The 16,302-nt window shown below is 30.9% G+C and carries 20 protein-coding genes and 1 pseudogene; 2 read left to right on the top strand and 19 right to left on the bottom strand.

Translation table 11 applies throughout. The annotated features are described in order from the left end of the window. Positions 1-68: 68 nt before the first annotated feature. From J2Z24_RS15240 to J2Z24_RS15225, 4 genes and pseudogenes are all read right to left on the bottom strand, one after another. On the bottom strand, positions 69-221 hold the full coding sequence (locus tag J2Z24_RS15240) for a hypothetical protein (RefSeq protein ID WP_173702722.1): 153 nt from the start codon (positions 219-221) through the stop codon (positions 69-71). A 105-nt stretch (positions 222-326) separates the two neighbouring features. Beyond that, entirely contained in the window at positions 327-1,742 is a 1,416-nt protein-coding gene (locus J2Z24_RS15235; RefSeq protein ID WP_111947492.1) for an amidohydrolase, read from the bottom strand. Positions 1,743-1,921: 179 nt separating this feature from the next. Continuing rightward, positions 1,922-2,550, bottom strand: a pseudogene (locus J2Z24_RS15230) (flavodoxin family protein). 126 nt (positions 2,551-2,676) lie between these two features. Further along, on the bottom strand, positions 2,677-3,177 hold the full coding sequence (locus tag J2Z24_RS15225) for a nitroreductase family protein (protein WP_035146096.1): 501 nt from the start codon (positions 3,175-3,177) through the stop codon (positions 2,677-2,679). Between the two features lie 130 nt (positions 3,178-3,307). Between J2Z24_RS15225 and J2Z24_RS15220 the strand changes: the two genes are divergently transcribed. Beyond that, positions 3,308-3,658 carry a winged helix-turn-helix transcriptional regulator gene (locus J2Z24_RS15220; RefSeq protein WP_035146094.1) on the top strand — a complete coding sequence of 117 codons (351 nt, stop codon included), beginning with the start codon at positions 3,308-3,310 and terminating at the stop codon, positions 3,656-3,658. A gap of 178 nt (positions 3,659-3,836) precedes the next feature. Here the strand turns inward: J2Z24_RS15220 and J2Z24_RS15215 are convergent, their stop codons facing one another. Genes J2Z24_RS15215 through J2Z24_RS15205 form a run of 3 tightly spaced genes read right to left on the bottom strand, consistent with a single transcriptional unit; the run spans position 3,837 to position 7,308 of the window. Next, positions 3,837-4,064: a hypothetical protein gene (locus J2Z24_RS15215; RefSeq protein WP_051593170.1), complete on the bottom strand. Its 228-nt coding sequence runs from the start codon at positions 4,062-4,064 to the stop codon at positions 3,837-3,839. Then, positions 4,061-5,572 carry an ABC transporter ATP-binding protein gene (locus J2Z24_RS15210; RefSeq protein WP_051593169.1) on the bottom strand — a complete coding sequence of 504 codons (1,512 nt, stop codon included), beginning with the start codon at positions 5,570-5,572 and terminating at the stop codon, positions 4,061-4,063. Before J2Z24_RS15210 ends, J2Z24_RS15215 begins: the two co-directional genes overlap by 4 nt. A gap of 11 nt (positions 5,573-5,583) precedes the next feature. Continuing rightward, complete coding sequence (locus J2Z24_RS15205; protein ID WP_035146091.1) at positions 5,584-7,308, bottom strand: ABC transporter ATP-binding protein; 1,725 nt, start codon at positions 7,306-7,308, stop codon at positions 5,584-5,586. 215 nt (positions 7,309-7,523) lie between these two features. Between J2Z24_RS15205 and J2Z24_RS15200 the strand changes: the two genes are divergently transcribed. Continuing rightward, positions 7,524-8,504 (top strand): helix-turn-helix domain-containing protein, encoded by a 981-nt coding sequence (locus tag J2Z24_RS15200; RefSeq protein ID WP_051593168.1) that lies wholly within the window; start codon positions 7,524-7,526, stop codon positions 8,502-8,504. Positions 8,505-8,541: 37 nt separating this feature from the next. Here the strand turns inward: J2Z24_RS15200 and J2Z24_RS15195 are convergent, their stop codons facing one another. The 12 genes from J2Z24_RS15195 to J2Z24_RS15140 form a co-directional block, all read right to left on the bottom strand. Continuing rightward, positions 8,542-8,937, bottom strand: a complete 396-nt coding sequence (locus J2Z24_RS15195) for a periplasmic substrate-binding domain-containing protein (RefSeq protein WP_051593167.1) — start codon at positions 8,935-8,937, stop codon at positions 8,542-8,544. Beyond that, entirely contained in the window at positions 8,938-10,188 is a 1,251-nt protein-coding gene (locus J2Z24_RS15190; protein WP_051593166.1) for an ABC transporter substrate-binding protein, read from the bottom strand. Beyond that, the gene (locus tag J2Z24_RS15185) at positions 10,185-10,970 is read right to left on the bottom strand and encodes an ABC transporter ATP-binding protein (protein ID WP_051593165.1); all 786 of its coding nucleotides are present in this window, start codon (positions 10,968-10,970) and stop codon (positions 10,185-10,187) included. The genes J2Z24_RS15190 and J2Z24_RS15185 overlap by 4 nt, the downstream gene beginning before the upstream one ends. Beyond that, positions 10,967-11,248: a hypothetical protein gene (locus tag J2Z24_RS15180; RefSeq protein WP_162175676.1), complete on the bottom strand. Its 282-nt coding sequence runs from the start codon at positions 11,246-11,248 to the stop codon at positions 10,967-10,969. The genes J2Z24_RS15185 and J2Z24_RS15180 overlap by 4 nt, the downstream gene beginning before the upstream one ends. Before the next feature lie 38 nt (positions 11,249-11,286). Further along, positions 11,287-11,742 (bottom strand): ATP-binding cassette domain-containing protein, encoded by a 456-nt coding sequence (locus J2Z24_RS15175; protein WP_051593163.1) that lies wholly within the window; start codon positions 11,740-11,742, stop codon positions 11,287-11,289. Position 11,743: 1 nt separating this feature from the next. Further along, complete coding sequence (locus J2Z24_RS15170; protein ID WP_173680291.1) at positions 11,744-12,559, bottom strand: ABC transporter permease; 816 nt, start codon at positions 12,557-12,559, stop codon at positions 11,744-11,746. Between the two features lie 4 nt (positions 12,560-12,563). Next, the gene (locus J2Z24_RS15165) at positions 12,564-13,154 is read right to left on the bottom strand and encodes an ABC transporter permease (RefSeq protein WP_051593162.1); all 591 of its coding nucleotides are present in this window, start codon (positions 13,152-13,154) and stop codon (positions 12,564-12,566) included. A 346-nt stretch (positions 13,155-13,500) separates the two neighbouring features. Continuing rightward, on the bottom strand, positions 13,501-14,856 hold the full coding sequence (locus J2Z24_RS15160; protein ID WP_035146086.1) for an MATE family efflux transporter: 1,356 nt from the start codon (positions 14,854-14,856) through the stop codon (positions 13,501-13,503). A 68-nt stretch (positions 14,857-14,924) separates the two neighbouring features. Continuing rightward, positions 14,925-15,371, bottom strand: a complete 447-nt coding sequence (locus J2Z24_RS15155) for a MarR family winged helix-turn-helix transcriptional regulator (protein WP_035146084.1) — start codon at positions 15,369-15,371, stop codon at positions 14,925-14,927. 279 nt (positions 15,372-15,650) lie between these two features. Next, positions 15,651-15,866, bottom strand: coding sequence for a hypothetical protein (locus J2Z24_RS15150; protein WP_035146081.1), 216 nt, complete (start codon positions 15,864-15,866; stop codon positions 15,651-15,653). Next, positions 15,847-15,999 (bottom strand): hypothetical protein, encoded by a 153-nt coding sequence (locus J2Z24_RS15145; RefSeq protein WP_156950196.1) that lies wholly within the window; start codon positions 15,997-15,999, stop codon positions 15,847-15,849. The genes J2Z24_RS15150 and J2Z24_RS15145 overlap by 20 nt, the downstream gene beginning before the upstream one ends. Further along, positions 15,983-16,282, bottom strand: coding sequence for a TetR-like C-terminal domain-containing protein (locus tag J2Z24_RS15140; RefSeq protein WP_035146078.1), 300 nt, complete (start codon positions 16,280-16,282; stop codon positions 15,983-15,985). The genes J2Z24_RS15145 and J2Z24_RS15140 overlap by 17 nt, the downstream gene beginning before the upstream one ends. Between the last annotated feature and the right edge of the window lie 20 nt (positions 16,283-16,302).

The raw sequence follows: 16,302 nt of genomic DNA, 5'->3' as shown, positions 1-16,302 counted from the left end.
AATTTTACCATAAGTCTTTCACTCTTCCGAGTGGGAGATTTATTTTTTTACGTAAAAAAACTGTCGCACTAATTTTTTAGTGCGACAGCCCCTTTCCTAACAGTTTGATATTTTGATTTACCCTTCTCTTGAGGATCTATATAATCATAATCTCCACTTTCAGTTTTTCTTAAACCTAAAGAAGCCATTTTCTTTTTAGTTACAGTTAATTTATTACTCATATATTATCTCTCCTTTAAGTTTATAATGACCATTGAATAAATTTTTATGTGAAAAAAATCCGCTAAAAATTAAATTGTTTTTATTCAAACAATTTATTCAGCCTTCTACTCTATTATTCCCACTTTTGTTTCCTTAGGTATAATTGATTGATATACCTTTCCATCAAGAGCTTCTTTAAGATCCATTTCTGCTTGCAGTGCTATTTGAGGTTGCTTTAATATATCAATAGCACAGCGTGCCATAACTGTTGCTGCTGCTGTCATTCCACCATGAGCTATTTTAGATTTTCCCTGTGCAACTACAAGCCATGAATGTGCAGGTGTCCCTAGTGCAAAACAAGCACCACTGAACCACGTAGTTGGTACATTCCAGCTAACATCTCCTACATCGGTAGAACCCATTTTTTGTGGATTAGGAGGAAATACTGCATCTGCCATGGCACCTTTAAAAAGACCTTCTCCTCTTTCACCATAAAGTCTTTTAGCCATTTCTTGATACATAAGGCATTCTTCTTTATTGCCAATATCATGAAAAACTTTTGCATATTCAAGCTCTTCATCTGTATATTTTATAGGATAAATTTCATTTATATGTTTAAATGCAAGCTGGTCAAGAGTTCTATTTTGCACCACATCAGCATATGCACTGACGATTTGAATGTTAACCTTTGTTCCAGTCATCATTGCAGCCCCTTGTGCTACAGCGTTTACACGATCCAACAACTCATACACTTGTTCATTTTTTGGTGCTCTTATTGAATATAATACCTGTGCCTTTGCCTGCACAACATTTGGAGCATTACCTCCAGAGTTTGTCACAGCATAATGAATACGTGCTTCAGGAATAATATGTTCTCTTAAGTAGTTTACTCCCACATTCATAAGCTCCACAGCATCCAGTGCACTACGTCCCAAATGCGGAGATACCGCAGCATGTGAACTTATTCCTTGAAAATTGTAATATACACGTACATTTGCAAGACTAGAAATTGAACCTATTGTTACAGAATATGGATGCCATGCTAAACATACATCACAGTCATCAAAGCAGCCTTCTCGAACCATAAAGGCTTTTCCTGCCCCACCCTCTTCTGCTGGACATCCATAGTATATAACAGTTCCTGAAATGTAATTTTGTAAAAGATAATCCTTTATAGCTACACATGCCTGCATACATGCTGTACCTAAAATATGATGACCACAACCATGACCATATCCGCCTTCTAATAAAGGTTCTTTATATGTAACATCAGCTTTTTGTGACAATTCAGGCAATGCGTCAAACTCTCCTAAAAAAGCAATAACAGGTTTTCCACTGCCAAAACTGGCACGAAATGCAGTAGTTATACCTCCAATACCATTTTCAACAGTAAAGCCTTCATCACTCATTACTTGTCTTTGTAAGGCTGATGAATTTACTTCCTTATATCCAGACTCAGCATATTCCCAAATTTTATCGCTAATCTCTTCAAATTTTTTATGTTTTTGTTTAATCAATTCTTCTAATAATATATAATCCAAAATAGTTACCCCCTCTTATATAAATCATTTTAAATCTGATAACTATAGTATGTCTAATATGTTATATTTATACCGGCATAAATATAATAAATAGTTAGGCAAGAGCTTTCAAAAATCAAAAGCCTGTAATCACTTATAAATACAGGCTTTTAAATACTTCTCATAATTTCATTTAAAAATTAGCGAATAAAGTTTGTAAATACCTTATCTTCCATTTCCGGCTCTTTAACAGTTCCTTTTCCGTTTTCGACTAACTTCATAAGCCATGCCATATTTTTACCAAGAACTCTTATAATTTGTCTTCCCTCTTCATCTCCTATAACCTCTTCTGGTGCCGTTCCATGTATTACATTCCAATAGTTTGAAGTAGGCATAAGCATTTCACAATAATTGATATAATTGTTCAACTGTTCAAAAGTAGTCACTCCTCCTGAACGTCTAACAGCTACAACAGATGCTCCTACCTGTGTCTTAACATTCCACCTCCTGCAACATAAAATGCTCTATCCAAAAATGATTTCATAGTTCCAGCTATAGCTGAATAATGCATCGGAGAACCTAGTATTATCCCATCTGCCTCTTTCATTTTTTGTATCCATTCATTTACTTCATCATTATCAATTATACATTTCTCATTTCTATTTCTTGTACAAGCATTACATGCAAGACATCCTCTTATAGTCTTATTTCCTACATGTATAATTTCAACTTCTATACCTTTCCTCTCCAATTCCTCTGCCACCATTTTTATAGCATGATACGTGTTACCTTCTTTTTTAGGACTTCCATTAAATGCAACAACCTTCATATAATTTAACTCCTTCTTAAAATCTAAAATTAAATTTTTATCATCAATATATTATCTATTTAAAGTTTTACAATTATATTACCATCTGTCATAATGTATTCTTCCTTTTAAAGTTTTACAATTATATTACCATCTGTCATAATGTATTCTTCCTTTATTAAATCTATCTTCTGCTGCTTTCTTCTCATTTGGATAGCCCACAGGTATTATAGATAAAGGAATTACATTAGCTGGTAAATTTAAAACTTTTTTTATTTCATCAACCCTATCTGCTACTGGATAAACACCTAACCATACAGCACCTAATCCTTTATCTTCAGCAGCTATTAATATATTTTCTGTAGCAGCTGAACAATCCTGTACCCAAAAACCTTTAAACCTTTCCTTTGATTCATCTCCGCAAACTACAATTGCAACAGTTGTATCTAATAACATTTGTGAATATGGATGTACTTCAGTTATCTTTCTCATAACCTCCTTATCCCTCAAAACTATAAACTCCCAAGGCTGTTCATTTCCCGCAGAAGGTGCTGCCATAGCTGCTCTTAATAATTCTTCAACAATCTCATCACTTACATTTATGTCTTTATACTTTCTTATACTTTTTCTATTTAATATTGCATTCATTTATAAATTCCTCCTAATTGTTTTCTTTTATAATCTATGCTATTATTATAAGAATTAAGTTGCAAAATAACAAGTACACACTATTTTGTATGATAGTACCCAAAAGGATACCATTGAAAGGATGATAACTATGAGTTCCAGTTGTAATACTTTAGAATTTAAAAATAAAAATTATACATGCACTTTTGAAATTACCATAGATTTAATTGGTGGAAAGTGGAAACCTCTTATTATTTGGCACCTAGGCACAAAAGGAACGTTACGATTTAATGAATTAAAGAAACTAATTCCTAAAATAACTCAGAAAATGCTAACTCAACAACTAAGAGAGCTAGAATCAGATAATTTAGTTATTAGAAAAGTTTATCCTCAAGTTCCTCCAAAAGTTGAATACTCATTAAGTGATTTAAGTGAAAGTTTGATGCCTATACTTAGTATGATGTGCAAATGGGGAGATAACTATTATAAACTAAATCTTTAGATCAATGAAATAATTTGCTTTATGGGTTGTCATTTATATTTTTTATTTTATACAAAAAATAATATAATTACTAATTTCTTGTTAGCCTAAAAAGGATCTGTTCTTAACGATTTGAAAAATCACTATGAACAGATCCACTAATACTTTATTTATAGTTTCTAAAAGCTTTCCTTCTAGCCTATTTATCCTTCCTTATATTCCAATTTATTGCCTCTTCCTGCTCTCTTATCATCTCATAATAATGCCCCTTTTTATTTATTAATTCTTCGTGTGAACCCATTTCTTCTATTGTTCCTTCATCCATTACGATTATCTGATCAGAATTTTTTATAGTGTTTAATCTATGGGCAATTACAACTACGATTTTTCCCTCCATTAACTTGTCTAAAGCTTCATTTATTTTCATTTCATTATCTGATCAAGAGATGCGGTAGATTCATCCAAAATCAAAATTGGAGCATCTTTTAAAATGGCTCTAGCAATAGCTATTCTTTGTCTTTCTCCTCCAGATAGAGAACCGCCTCCTTCTGATATAAGTGTTTTATATCCCTTTTCCATTTCAATGATAAATTCATGAGCATGAGCAATCTTAGCTGCTTTAATTATTTCTTCCATGGTAGCTTCTGATTTTCCAATTCGTATGTTATTTTCTATAGTATCATTTAAAAGGGCATTATCTTGAAATACTTCACTCATATTTTCAAGAAGTGCTTCGGGCTTTATTTTCTTAATGTTTTCCCCTCCAAGAGTTATTTTTCCATTATGGGTATCCCAAAGTCTAGCAATTAAATTCATTACTGTGCTCTTTCCTGAACCTGATCTCCCTACAAGTGCTGTTTTCGTTCCATGCTTTATAGAAAAGGATATTCCATGTAAAACTTCTTTTCCCGTTTCATATTGGAATGTTACATTTTCAAATTTTATATCATTACTTTCAGGTTTGAATAACTCTTTTTCATAAGGTAATGGCTTTAATCTATAAACATGCTCAATATTATCAAGTGCAAGGCTCAAATCCATAAGCATCAAATAGTAATGCTCAAAAAAAATTAGGATGGCAGTAAGGGAAATACTCATAACTATTAAAATAATGTATCCATCAACTGAAAGAGTTTGTTTCTCTACAAATAACCCTCCTATAAACATAATCACAGGAGTTGAAATACTTACCATTACTGAATATAAAGAATTTGGAATAGTCAATGCTTTTTCCGCTGTTAACTGTATTTTTGTTTCACCTTTCAAGGATTCATACATCCTTTCAAATGATTGACCTATCATATTATGAGATTTAAACACTCTCATACCATCAATATATTCCATTACAATACTAATAACTCGATTCATAGATGTTCTTTTTTTATCTCCGTAAGTTCTGATAACCCTTTTATTGCGTTTTAAAAGTGGAATAGCCAAAAATACTATTAAAACTTGAATTAATCCTATTCTTATATCTTTTAGTAACATTGTAATAATTAATAAAACACCCACAACAAATGCTTTTATAGAAAAAGGAAGCGCATGAGATAAAATTCCTTCAAAGTTGGCCATATCCGTGGTCAATGTATTCAAAAGATATCCTGAATCTCTCTGATTGAAAAAACCCAAATTAAACATGGTTATATGATTGCCAAATTCTATTCTCACATCTTTAGCAATATCGAATCCAGTATCAAAACACAACAAATATCCATATCTATAAATAATAACTCTATAAACTACACAAGAAACTAATATACTAGTATATATCCACAATTTATCAGAAGTCAAATTTCCATGTATCACGTCTATTACAGAAAGAAACAAAACTATATAAATGCCTATAGAGCCTAAAGCATCCAAAGCTGTAAAAATCACTGGCTTAAATAAATCCTTCCATCGAGATCCCAATAAAGTTTTCAGTTGTCTAATCATCTAATCCACCCCTAATTTGCCTTTTTGTATATATTCCACATTCTTCTATATGATCCATGTGTTTGAATTAGCTCCTCATGTGTACCTGTTTCTAAAATTTTGCCATTCTCAAAAACAACAATGTTATCTGCATTTTTGATGGTATGAAGTCTGTGAGCTATCATTATAGTAATTTTGTCTTTTAAAAGAGACTCAAGAGCTTTTTGAATTTTTCTCTCATTCTCAATATCAGAAAATGAAGTTGCTTCATCCAGTACCACAATAGGAGCATCTTTTAAAATAGCACGTGCAATAGCAATTCTTTGCTTTTGACCACCAGATAATTTAACCCCTGAACTTCCTACTTTTGTATCATATTGTTTTGGAAGGCTCATAATAAAGTCATGAATATATGTAGCTTTAGCAGCTTTTTTTACTTCTTCCATGGTTGCACCACTTCCCATTGAAATATTCTCATATATACTGTCTTCAAGAAGAAAAACTTGTTGAAATACAAAAGCCGTTAAATCCTTTAGAGATTCTTCCTTTAAATTATTGATATTTACTCCATTGATTTTAATAGACCCTTTTGTTACTTTCCAAAATTTACCCAAAAGTTGGCCTGCCGTTGATTTTCCTGCACCACTTGTACCTACAAACGCTTTAATAGAATTGGGCTTTAATTGTATATTGATATTTTTCAACACCTCTTTTTTATCATAGGCAAAACTTACATTATTAAATCTTACTTCTTTTATATCATCTCTATAAATTATTTCATTTCCATCAATTAACGGTTTAATGTTTAATATCTCCTGCACATGAATCATTCCACTTGTAAGTTCCATAAAGCCCATTCGAATATTCATTAAACTGAAAAGTGCATTATAAAAGCAGATGGATAATAAGGCAAATAAAATAAATATTGAACTTGATATTTTACCATTTAATAACAGCAATCCGCCCACCGGAAGTATAAACAGAAATGAAGCATCCAACAAAACAACAGTAACGGCAATTGGTCCACAAGAAACTTTTGCCATACACTTTAAACAGTCATTATAGTTTTCTACTGAATCCGTATATCCTTTGAATTTTTTCGCTGTAATTTTAAACATTTTTAAAACCTTTATTGTAGATACCATTTCGGCTATAGAACTATTCAATTTTCCCAGAGTCATAGTAAATCGGTCAGTAAGTTCAGGAAATGCTTTCATTTTTCTCATTGGTAGTATAATGGCCAGCATTCCTGGAATTAAAAGTGCAATTGCCAAGATTGGTTGAATTATTAATAATAGTATAAAAAGCATAATGGGAACAAATATGGCATTAGTAAGCTCTAATATATTATGTGCCATAAAATTCTCAAGTCTTCCAATATCATCAAATAAAGCTGTTTTAATGTTCCCTTTGCCTTTATGATTGAAGAATCCCATATTCAATTTACTTATATGTGTAATTACTTTCATTCTAAGCTGCTGCATGGTTTTAAAAGCAGCCGTATGCATCATCAAGTTTGCAGCTGCTTCCAAAATCAGTTTAACAATAATTGCAACTATAGTTATAATTGAGATCCTTAAAATAACATTTGAATCAAGACCTCCTTCAATAATATGTTTAATTAAACTGTATATTGCCAAATAAGGAATAAATGACAAAAACGAACTTACTATTGTTAACATTATTCCTCCTATTACTTTTAGCTTATTCTTTTCCATAAGAGAAAATAATGATTTAAGTTTAAATTTATTATTCATATTTTTTCCTCCTTGTCTATGTCTATTTACATAGTTGCGGTTTAGATCAAGATAGATCAACCTTTTTAAACTTAATTTTATCTTCTTGCATATTCCCTTTATTTTCAAAGTTTTATAGCTAATTTAAAATTTTCATTTGCTTTTTTATGATTGTTTTTTGTTTTATTTTATCTTTTTTCTGTGATAATATATAAAATGTAAGGAGGGAGTTAGTTATGATCAGTAAAAGTATAATAGAATATTTCGCACAGGCTCCTACAGAGCTTAATTTTATCTATATTCCAGAATTCTCAACTGAATATGAAAAATATTATCGTATGAATCCTAACTATGGAGATGGTTTTTTTCGTATCATAAATTCAAATAATGAATTTATTGTGCTAATTGCAAGATATACTCCCAATTATGACTTTGAAAAAGTATCGGAAATTAAACAGGAATATATAGAAATAAGTAGATTTGATACAACTTCTAGCTCATATAAAGTAGGAAAACGAAATTTCAAGGAAGTAAATACAGGTATTTTATGTTATATAAATACAAATAAACTTGTTCATGTATTCTGCGAAAAAAATAATCCAATAGAATTTACAAAGGTAATCATTACCAGAGATTATTTTGATCGCTTTCTTAAAAATCGCTATGACGACAGTTATAAAAACTTCACAACTGCCTTTAAGTACCTTGCTAGAAATCCTGTATCACCGGAACTTAATTTTATTTTCAATCAAATCAAAATGTGTAAAGCTAAAGGAATATCACAAAAAATCTACTTAGAAAGTAAAGTTTTAGAAATATTGTCTCTTGTTACCCATGACAAGAATGAAAAGTGGGAAAAAGAACATATATCTGTAAGACTTACTAAAACTGATAAACGTCTTTTAAACAAAACAGAAAAATACCTGCAAAATAATATTGGAAGCTATCCAAGCCTCGGAGAACTTGCTAACATGTCCAAAATGAGTACATCTCGGTTTTTGTTGGCTTTTAAGGATTATTTCGGTACAACTCCATATCAATATCTTAAGGATTTGCGAATGAATGCAGCCCTATCACTTTTGTTAAATACAGAAGACAGCATTACCTCCATTGCGGAAGAATTAGGATACAAAAACAGCGGTCATTTCTCAGGACTTTTTAAAAGTTATTATGGTATAAGTCCAGGTGAATATAGGCGAGCTCATTATGTAAAATAGGAGTCCATTTTCTATAGACTCCTATTTTTTTATGATTTTATCTTGAGCATTGAATATCATAAATTGTAGGAATGCTATAAAATTTATATCCCTTCATTTTGTCTGATCTATACAAGGCTATCTGTTTTTTATAAGTAATAGGGATAAGACTTGCTGATTTCTCCACTGCTGTTAAAATCTTTTTATATTGATTTTGTATCTGTTTTTCATCAATCATATTATTAAGTTCTATTACCATTTTATCCCCGTTTTTAACTCCCACAAGCCCTTGTGCTACTAAATTATCCTTTATGATATGTCTATTTAGATTTGCAACTACTAAATAAGGATCATAGGGCATACCATAAGTGGTCTGAAGTGCAGCTCCATATTTCCCACTGCCTATAGTTTGATATAAGGTATTTCTTTCTAAGGCTTTTGGTAATAATTTCACTCATATTTTAGATAAATCCGATGAAATTTTTGAAGCCAATGTTTCTTCATCTGCAAGACCTGACATATAGAGCAAGTTCCCTTCTAACTTAATGCCATTCTTTTCTCTTATCCCATTAGAATTTTTTCTCCACCCTGCATTATCTAATATTTTTTCAGCTTCTTTCACATTATAATTGTAACCTTTCAAAGGAACATTACAATAAGGCAGATCTGGACTTAAAAAAGTGTTTGCAACATCCTCGAATCCATGAAAAATGTCTTTTGCTATAGAATTTTTATCAATTGCATGATTTATTGCCAAGCGCACTTCACAGTCATCAAATGGCTTAATAGATGCATTTAGTCCTAAAAATCTTGTAACGTCTTTCTTTTTGGAAATTACTCCATGAATTTTATCTTCCTTTTCAAATTTCTTATAGCTATCATAAGATATATTATTGGATCCTAAAATCATATGGATCTCTCCACTTTGTAGTGCTAACAGTTTTGGGTCATTATCAGGAATGGTCTTTACATTAAATGAAGAAAGTACTGGAACTTCTCCTGTATAATAAGGATTTAAAACAAAATAATAAGAATCCTTTTCTTTTTTACCTTTATACATATATGGTCCTGTACCAAAGGTTTTTGTTTTGGTTTCTTCACTCAAAGATCCATCTTCTTTATAGGCTGTAGGTGACATAATTCCAAAGGTATTAGTCATAATTAAATCATGAAGTGCTCCGTAATATGGAGACTTTAATATGATTTTCACTGTATCTTTATCTAATGCCTCTACTTTTTCTATTAACGTTGAAGTAATTCCATAGGCACCATTGTATTTTCCTAATAATTTTGGAGCATTCTCAATAGATTTTTTCACAGCTTCTGAATTTAACTCCCTTCCATCACTAAATTTTACTCCATTTTTTAGATGAAAGGTATATTCCCTACCATCCTTTGAAATTTCCCATTTTTGCGCCAATGAAGGAACTATTTTATTATCATCATACTTTACCAAAGTATCATAAAAATTAGATAGATAATTATAAGAACCATAATTAGCTGTTAAATTGGGAGATAACACTGTGAAAAAGCCTCCTTCAAAATCCCAGCTTTCACAAAACGTAGCAGTTTTCTCCTGTTGTTCTCCCGTTGTTCTAATTGCTCCATCACTTATATTTTCTGCCTCCATTTTTTCTTTACCACAAGCTGATAAAATACATATAATAATTAGACAATAAATAAGTAATAAACCCTTTTTCTTCATTCCACATTTCTCCATTCTTTTTTTATATATTCACTAAAAAGTGTTCTGCTATATTCTTCTTTTAAAGAATTCATATCTGTAATAAAATTCACTTCTTCAATTAATTTCCCTTCCTTCATAACTAATATGTGATCTGACATATAAAGAGCGACGTCAATGTCATGAGTTATCAATAACATAGTGCAGCTATTTTTACTTTGAATATTTTTAAGAACATCCATCAATTTCTTTCTGGTTATAGCATCTTGACCTGAAAGAGATTCATCAAATACAATTAGTTCTGGAGAAACCGTTAAAGCTCTAGCAATACAAACTCTCTGCTGTTCTCCTCCGCTTAGTTCATAGGGTCTCTTTTTTAAATATAATTTTGGTAATTCTAATTTATCCATTACATCATATAAGTGTTTCTTTATTAATTCACGAGAAAAATTCAAAATATTTTTCATAGGCTCCTCAATTAAATATTGAACACTTTTAGTAGGGTTAAGAGATGCTTTCCCATTTTGAAGCACAAGCTGAATATTTTTTCGCATATAAAGAATATCTTTGTATTTTAAATTGTTTAACACATTATCTTTAAATCGAACTTCACCTTTACTTGGCATCTCCATCATATTTATCATACGAGCAACAGTACTTTTACCGCTTCCACTTTCCCCTACCATAGAATAAATCTGTCCTTTCTTAAGCGTAAAGCTGACATTGTCAACTGCCATCACAGTTTCTTTGTTCTTTCTTTTATATTCCTTTGATACATTTACTAATTCTAATATATAAATCATCTCCTAATAAAATTTGCTTCGAGAAGTTGTTTGGTATATATTCCTTGTGGTTTTGAAAATATTTGGCCCGTTGTGTTGATTTCAACAATTTTTCCATTCTTCATTATGATAATCCTATCCGCAATTCTATAAAGTGTTTTGAAATCATGAGTAATGAATACAATTGTAGCTCCCAATTTTCTTAGCTCTTTTATGAGAGAAACCATATTGTTACGATTTTCTATATCAATGGAAGCTGTTATCTCATCCATAAAAACAACTTTACTTTTAATTATCATACATATGGCCATCATAATTCTCTGTAATTGCCCTCCGCTCAATTGAAAAGGAAGGGCATCAATATATCCTGTTCATTTTTCATATTCATCCTCTTTAAACTCTCTATGCTTATTTTCCTTGCTTCTGAAAAGTTTATATTCTTAACTGTTTTTATCGTTTCCACCATTTGTTTTCCAACAGATACTGTAGGATCAAAGGCTGTCATTGGATTTTGAAGAACTAAAGTCATTTCTTTCCCAAGAAGTTTTTCTCTGTTCTTCTTCGAAAAAGCTAAAATATCATTTCCCTTATAAAAAACATTTCCTGAAACTCGAAAAGTTTCACTATTCAGCAACCCCAAAATAGACAAGCTCAAAGTACTCTTTCCGCTTCCACTTTCACCAGCAATACCAATTATTTCATTATCAAAAACCTCAAAAGAAATATGATCTATAATCTTTTCTTCAGTTTTATTTAAAGACACTGTCAAATTTTTAACCAATAATATTTTCATTTCATACTCTCCTCGGTGCTATAATATCTCTTAATCCTTCTCCAAAAAGATTAAAAGCTGTTGCTGTAAAAAGAATGCAAATTCCTGGTAATATAATCATCTTTGGTGAAGAATAAAGATATGCTTTTCCATTACTAAGCATTGCTCCCCATTCAGGAATATTTGGGTCAAATCCTATACCTAAAAAAGCATACCCTGATATCATCAATATTAATGCTGCAATACTAGTGCTAAAATATACCAATAACATAGGTACAAGATTTGGTAGCAGATGGAATATAATAATTTTTAAATTACTGCAGCCCACAATCCTTGATGAAATAATATAATCCTTCTTCATCTCCACCTTTACATAGGATCTAATTACTCTTACAAACCATACCCACATAGATATTACTAGGGATAAAATAAGATTTTTAACACCTTGTCCTAGTACGTTGGATAAGGACAATACTACAGCAAATGGAGGAAATGCCATAAATACATTACATAATGCTGAAATTATAGAGTCATAAATTCCACCATAAAATACACTAGTTACTCCTATTAATATGCTTATTGCTACAAGTATTAAGAGAGTTACTAAAGAAATAGATATAGAATATGTTGCTCCTAACATCAACCTTGATAACACACACCTTCCAAGCTGATCCGTTCCAAGAGGATATTTGTTTCCATTAGATGCAAATTTATTTGTAATATCAACATCATAAGGATTATTAGGAATAATAAATGGAGCCAATACTGCTATAGTAACTATACAAAGAATCATTATGAATCCAATAACTATCTGTTTATTTTTAATAAATTTTCTCATTATTTCATTCCCTCCTAGCTATAATAGGATTAAGTTTTACACTTAAAGTATTACTTAACCAATTACAAAATAGAAATATTATAGCTATTGCCAAAACACATCCTGATATTGCAGGTAAATCTCTTTCTAAAATTGCTTTTACAAAGTATCCTCCAAATCCCGGCCATGAAAATACGCTTTCAATAATGGCACTACCTCCAATTAAAAATCCTACATTTTGAAAGAACATTGTGATTACAGGTGGTAAAGCATTCCTAATTACATGAGCAATAAGTTTTTTGCCTTTGATTCCTCTTGCTTTGGCATAAATATAATAGTCTTTACCAAATTCAGAAATAATATCACTTCTTAAAATTCTAATAAGTGATGATGCCACTGGTAACGCAAATGTAAAAGACGGTAAAATTAAACTCTTCATTGTTCCATAATCTACTACCTTAAAAATTGATAATTTAACTGACAGACATAAAAGCAATATATATCCAAACCAAAAATTAGGCACAGATATTCCTAGTATAGTAGGTTTCATTTTTGTTCCTATATCTTGTGAAACAAGGTTATTCGTTACTAAAGATGTTCCTAAATTTCCTTTCAAAACACCTTTGATGTACTTCCTATATTGTTTTATTAATTGAATATATTGTTTTATTATGGTACAATACATTCAATTATTTTGTATAAATGTTTTATAAAGGATATAACGGAAACTTTCATTGTTTTGAAATGAGATTCTTTTAATTTGGACAAACATCCTTGCGAAAAATGGGCAGAATAAGAATAAGTTATGAATTTACTTGTACTATATTATATAATTGTGTTATAAGCTAGCTAGAATGGCAGCATCTAAAATAAAATTATTGTAGCAACTGTAATAATTTAGATATATAAATTTGCGATTATCAATCATTGACAACTATTCTAGGATTAATAACTATCTATATTTAACTACTTACCTGCATATCTTTAATTACTTTACCATCAGTATGGCTTAATCTTTTTATATATACAATTAGTAGCAATGTTGTAATAAGATCAGCCATAGACTGAGCATATAAAATACCTCTAACATTAAAGAAATGCGAAGCTAAAAAAAGTACAGGAAGAAAAAATAGTCCTTGTCTACCAACACTAAATATAAATCCTGCTCTATTATGTTTTATACATAACAAGTATACTATTGCAATAGCTTGAAAACCATATGTAAAAAATAGAATGCTTCCAGCAAATAAAGCATGTATACCAATTGAAATTACTTTCTCATCAGCGGAAAATGCACAAACAATATATCTTGAAAATACAACTTGACATAACGAAACAACAATACCAAAAGAAATTCCCCATATATAAGATATTTTAGTTGCTTTCTTTACCCTGTCCATATTGTTAGCTCCATAATTAAAAGAAATAAATGTTTGGTATCCTCTTGAAAATCCTGTAATGGCAAAGGTTGTCATACCTACCACACGATTTACAATACCAATGGCTGCTATGGTATTATCTCCATATGAAGCCGCAGCTACATTAGTTGCACTTAAAGATATACTTTGAAAAAAATTTATAGCGAAAATAGGGAAGCCAACTTTAAAAATTGGACTAATAATCCATTTATTGAATCTTATATTTTTAAAAGATAACTTTAAGTAGCTTTTTTTACGAAGATAATATTGTATTAAAATAGCAAAAGCTATAAATTGAGAAATTGCAGTTGCAATAGCTGCACCTACAATACCCATATGAAATGTGAAAATTAACAACGGATCAAGAATAGTATTTATAATTGACCCTGCAAGTTGGGAAAATGTACTTAGCCATACTGCACCTTCTGCACGAACTAAGTTCATAAGACAAACAGAAGAAATATGAAATAAAAATGATATAATTAAAATCACCCCATACTGTCTTGCCATTGGAAGTACTATAGATGATGCACCCATTAAGATTAATAAAGGTTTTAGAAAAAGTAAAACAGTCTGTGAAAGAATACCTGTAAGAATGCAATAAAATAACGTTGATGATAGAACTATCTCAGCATTTTCCTTTTCACCTGATCCAAGCAGTTCAGATATATATGCTGCACCCCCATTACCAAAAAATAGACCAATTCCTGGAACAAGGGTAACTAATGGATAAACAATTGAAATTGCCCCCATAGCTTTAGTACCAAGTTGTGCAACAAAATAGCTATCTACAAAATTATAAAAGCCTGTCATTAATAATCCAACAATAGTTGGAAATCCCAGGACAATCAATGCTTTATTAATATTTCCTTCTCTCATAAGTTTAAGTTTTTCATTCATAACAACATCCTTTCTACAAACGTATACATACTATACGCTCGATTTAAAATAAACAGTACCTTCCGGTACTATTTTAAATTTTCCTCCATTTTTTTTAAAAATTGTTTAATAACCAGAACCTCTTGAGTACTGCAACCTTCTATTGCTGATATAACAAGTTTATCAATGTATTCATGGTATTCTTTATGTCCAAGATAAGCAATTTTCCCTTTTTCAGTTAAACGTACAAGAGTTCTTGACTTATTCTCTGAATCAAGAATCTTTTCTACATACCCCTTTTTTTCAAGTTTTTTAACCATTTGAGAAACTGCACCCTTAGTTATGCTTAAACCTCTTGCAATCTCAGAAACATATAGCCTTTCACTATCACCAATATACTGTATTAAGTGGATTTCTGAAAGATATAATACATTATCAGTCCCAAAATTTCTGGCTTTTTTATCACTAATATTAAATTGTTCAATAGTATCTAAAAACTGTCGTGGAAGTTCACTTATTACATCAATCTTATTCATATAACAATTGTATACCTGATAAACGCTTATGTCAATAAAAAATTCTTTTGCTATAAGGTACATTGTTTACCTAGAATAGGTTCTTTTAATTCAACTTGAACTTTATGCCTCATAGCAATATAACAATAATAACCTTTCGTAGCAGGGAGTAAAAAGTAGCTTCCTTTGCCATGCATAAAGCTACAATGTATTCTGCCCTGTTGAATGAAGTGCCATCAAAAAAAGCCAAAAAAGTATATTCGAATAGCAGCAATTCCTGCCTGCACTAATTCAGGCGTATTATTGGATAACTTTATAAACGTAACAGGGAAACAAATCACAAGCAGCCACACCTGTTAATGCTAAATCACCAATTTTTGGTATGTGACCGATATAAATACGGTCAACGATATTGTACAGTAAATTCAAAATTTGTACCAGAGTAATAGGAAGTGCAACATCTAAAATACTTTTTGTCACACTTCCAGAACCAAAATCAGTCTGATGTTCTTTCACTTTCAAGCCCTCCTTTTGAATGAAGAATCTTTTCAGGCAGTAAGTCCATCAAATGCTCAATCATATAATGATAGCTATCATCTGTGGATACTTCTGCTTGAAAATAATCAGCATACTCAAATGTAATAAGCACTTCTTAGCATACGGGCTAAATGGAAAGTTTCTTCATTGGATAAAGAATAATATTGCAATATCTGTTGGTAAATTACTCCAATAGATCGCTTCGTATCTTTTAATAGCTTTTCATTGGCAGGCGGTGATGTTAAAACAATTTGATACAACATAGGATTTGTTTTTGCGAAGTTTCGATAAGTGTCTGCAAACGCCATTAACGCATCTTTTCCACGTTTTTCGGTACTGGCTTTTTTCATAGCTACTTGCACAATTTTCTCCTTTGATAATCCTTGTCGTGGCATATATTTCATCCCCCTTTAAT

It is taken from the genome of Clostridium tetanomorphum (assembly GCF_017873215.1).
Classification (GTDB): Bacteria; Bacillota; Clostridia; order Clostridiales; family Clostridiaceae; genus Clostridium_AO; species Clostridium_AO tetanomorphum.
The sequence above is the reverse complement of the archived record's forward strand: the minus strand, read 5'-3'. Positions and strand labels throughout refer to the sequence as shown.

Bases quoted from the DNA above. Each gene is read 5' to 3' on its own strand.
- J2Z24_RS15175 (WP_051593163.1), bottom strand. From the start codon at position 11,742: ATGAAAATATTATTGGTTAAAAATTTGACAGTGTCTTTAAATAAAACT.
- J2Z24_RS15180 (WP_162175676.1), bottom strand. From the start codon at position 11,248: ATGATAATTAAAAGTAAAGTTGTTTTTATGGATGAGATAACAGCTTCC.
- J2Z24_RS15200 (WP_051593168.1), top strand. From the start codon at position 7,524: ATGATCAGTAAAAGTATAATAGAATATTTCGCACAGGCTCCTACAGAG.
- J2Z24_RS15185 (WP_051593165.1), bottom strand. From the start codon at position 10,970: ATGATTTATATATTAGAATTAGTAAATGTATCAAAGGAATATAAAAGA.
- J2Z24_RS15240 (WP_173702722.1), bottom strand. From the start codon at position 221: ATGAGTAATAAATTAACTGTAACTAAAAAGAAAATGGCTTCTTTAGGT.
- J2Z24_RS15140 (WP_035146078.1), bottom strand. From the start codon at position 16,282: ATGCCACGACAAGGATTATCAAAGGAGAAAATTGTGCAAGTAGCTATG.
- J2Z24_RS15190 (WP_051593166.1), bottom strand. From the start codon at position 10,188: ATGAAGAAAAAGGGTTTATTACTTATTTATTGTCTAATTATTATATGT.
- J2Z24_RS15220 (WP_035146094.1), top strand. From the start codon at position 3,308: ATGAGTTCCAGTTGTAATACTTTAGAATTTAAAAATAAAAATTATACA.
- J2Z24_RS15155 (WP_035146084.1), bottom strand. From the start codon at position 15,371: ATGAATAAGATTGATGTAATAAGTGAACTTCCACGACAGTTTTTAGAT.
- J2Z24_RS15170 (WP_173680291.1), bottom strand. From the start codon at position 12,559: ATGAGAAAATTTATTAAAAATAAACAGATAGTTATTGGATTCATAATG.
- J2Z24_RS15215 (WP_051593170.1), bottom strand. From the start codon at position 4,064: ATGAAAATAAATGAAGCTTTAGACAAGTTAATGGAGGGAAAAATCGTA.
- J2Z24_RS15205 (WP_035146091.1), bottom strand. From the start codon at position 7,308: ATGAATAATAAATTTAAACTTAAATCATTATTTTCTCTTATGGAAAAG.
- J2Z24_RS15210 (WP_051593169.1), bottom strand. From the start codon at position 5,572: ATGATTAGACAACTGAAAACTTTATTGGGATCTCGATGGAAGGATTTA.
- J2Z24_RS15160 (WP_035146086.1), bottom strand. From the start codon at position 14,856: ATGAATGAAAAACTTAAACTTATGAGAGAAGGAAATATTAATAAAGCA.
- J2Z24_RS15225 (WP_035146096.1), bottom strand. From the start codon at position 3,177: ATGAATGCAATATTAAATAGAAAAAGTATAAGAAAGTATAAAGACATA.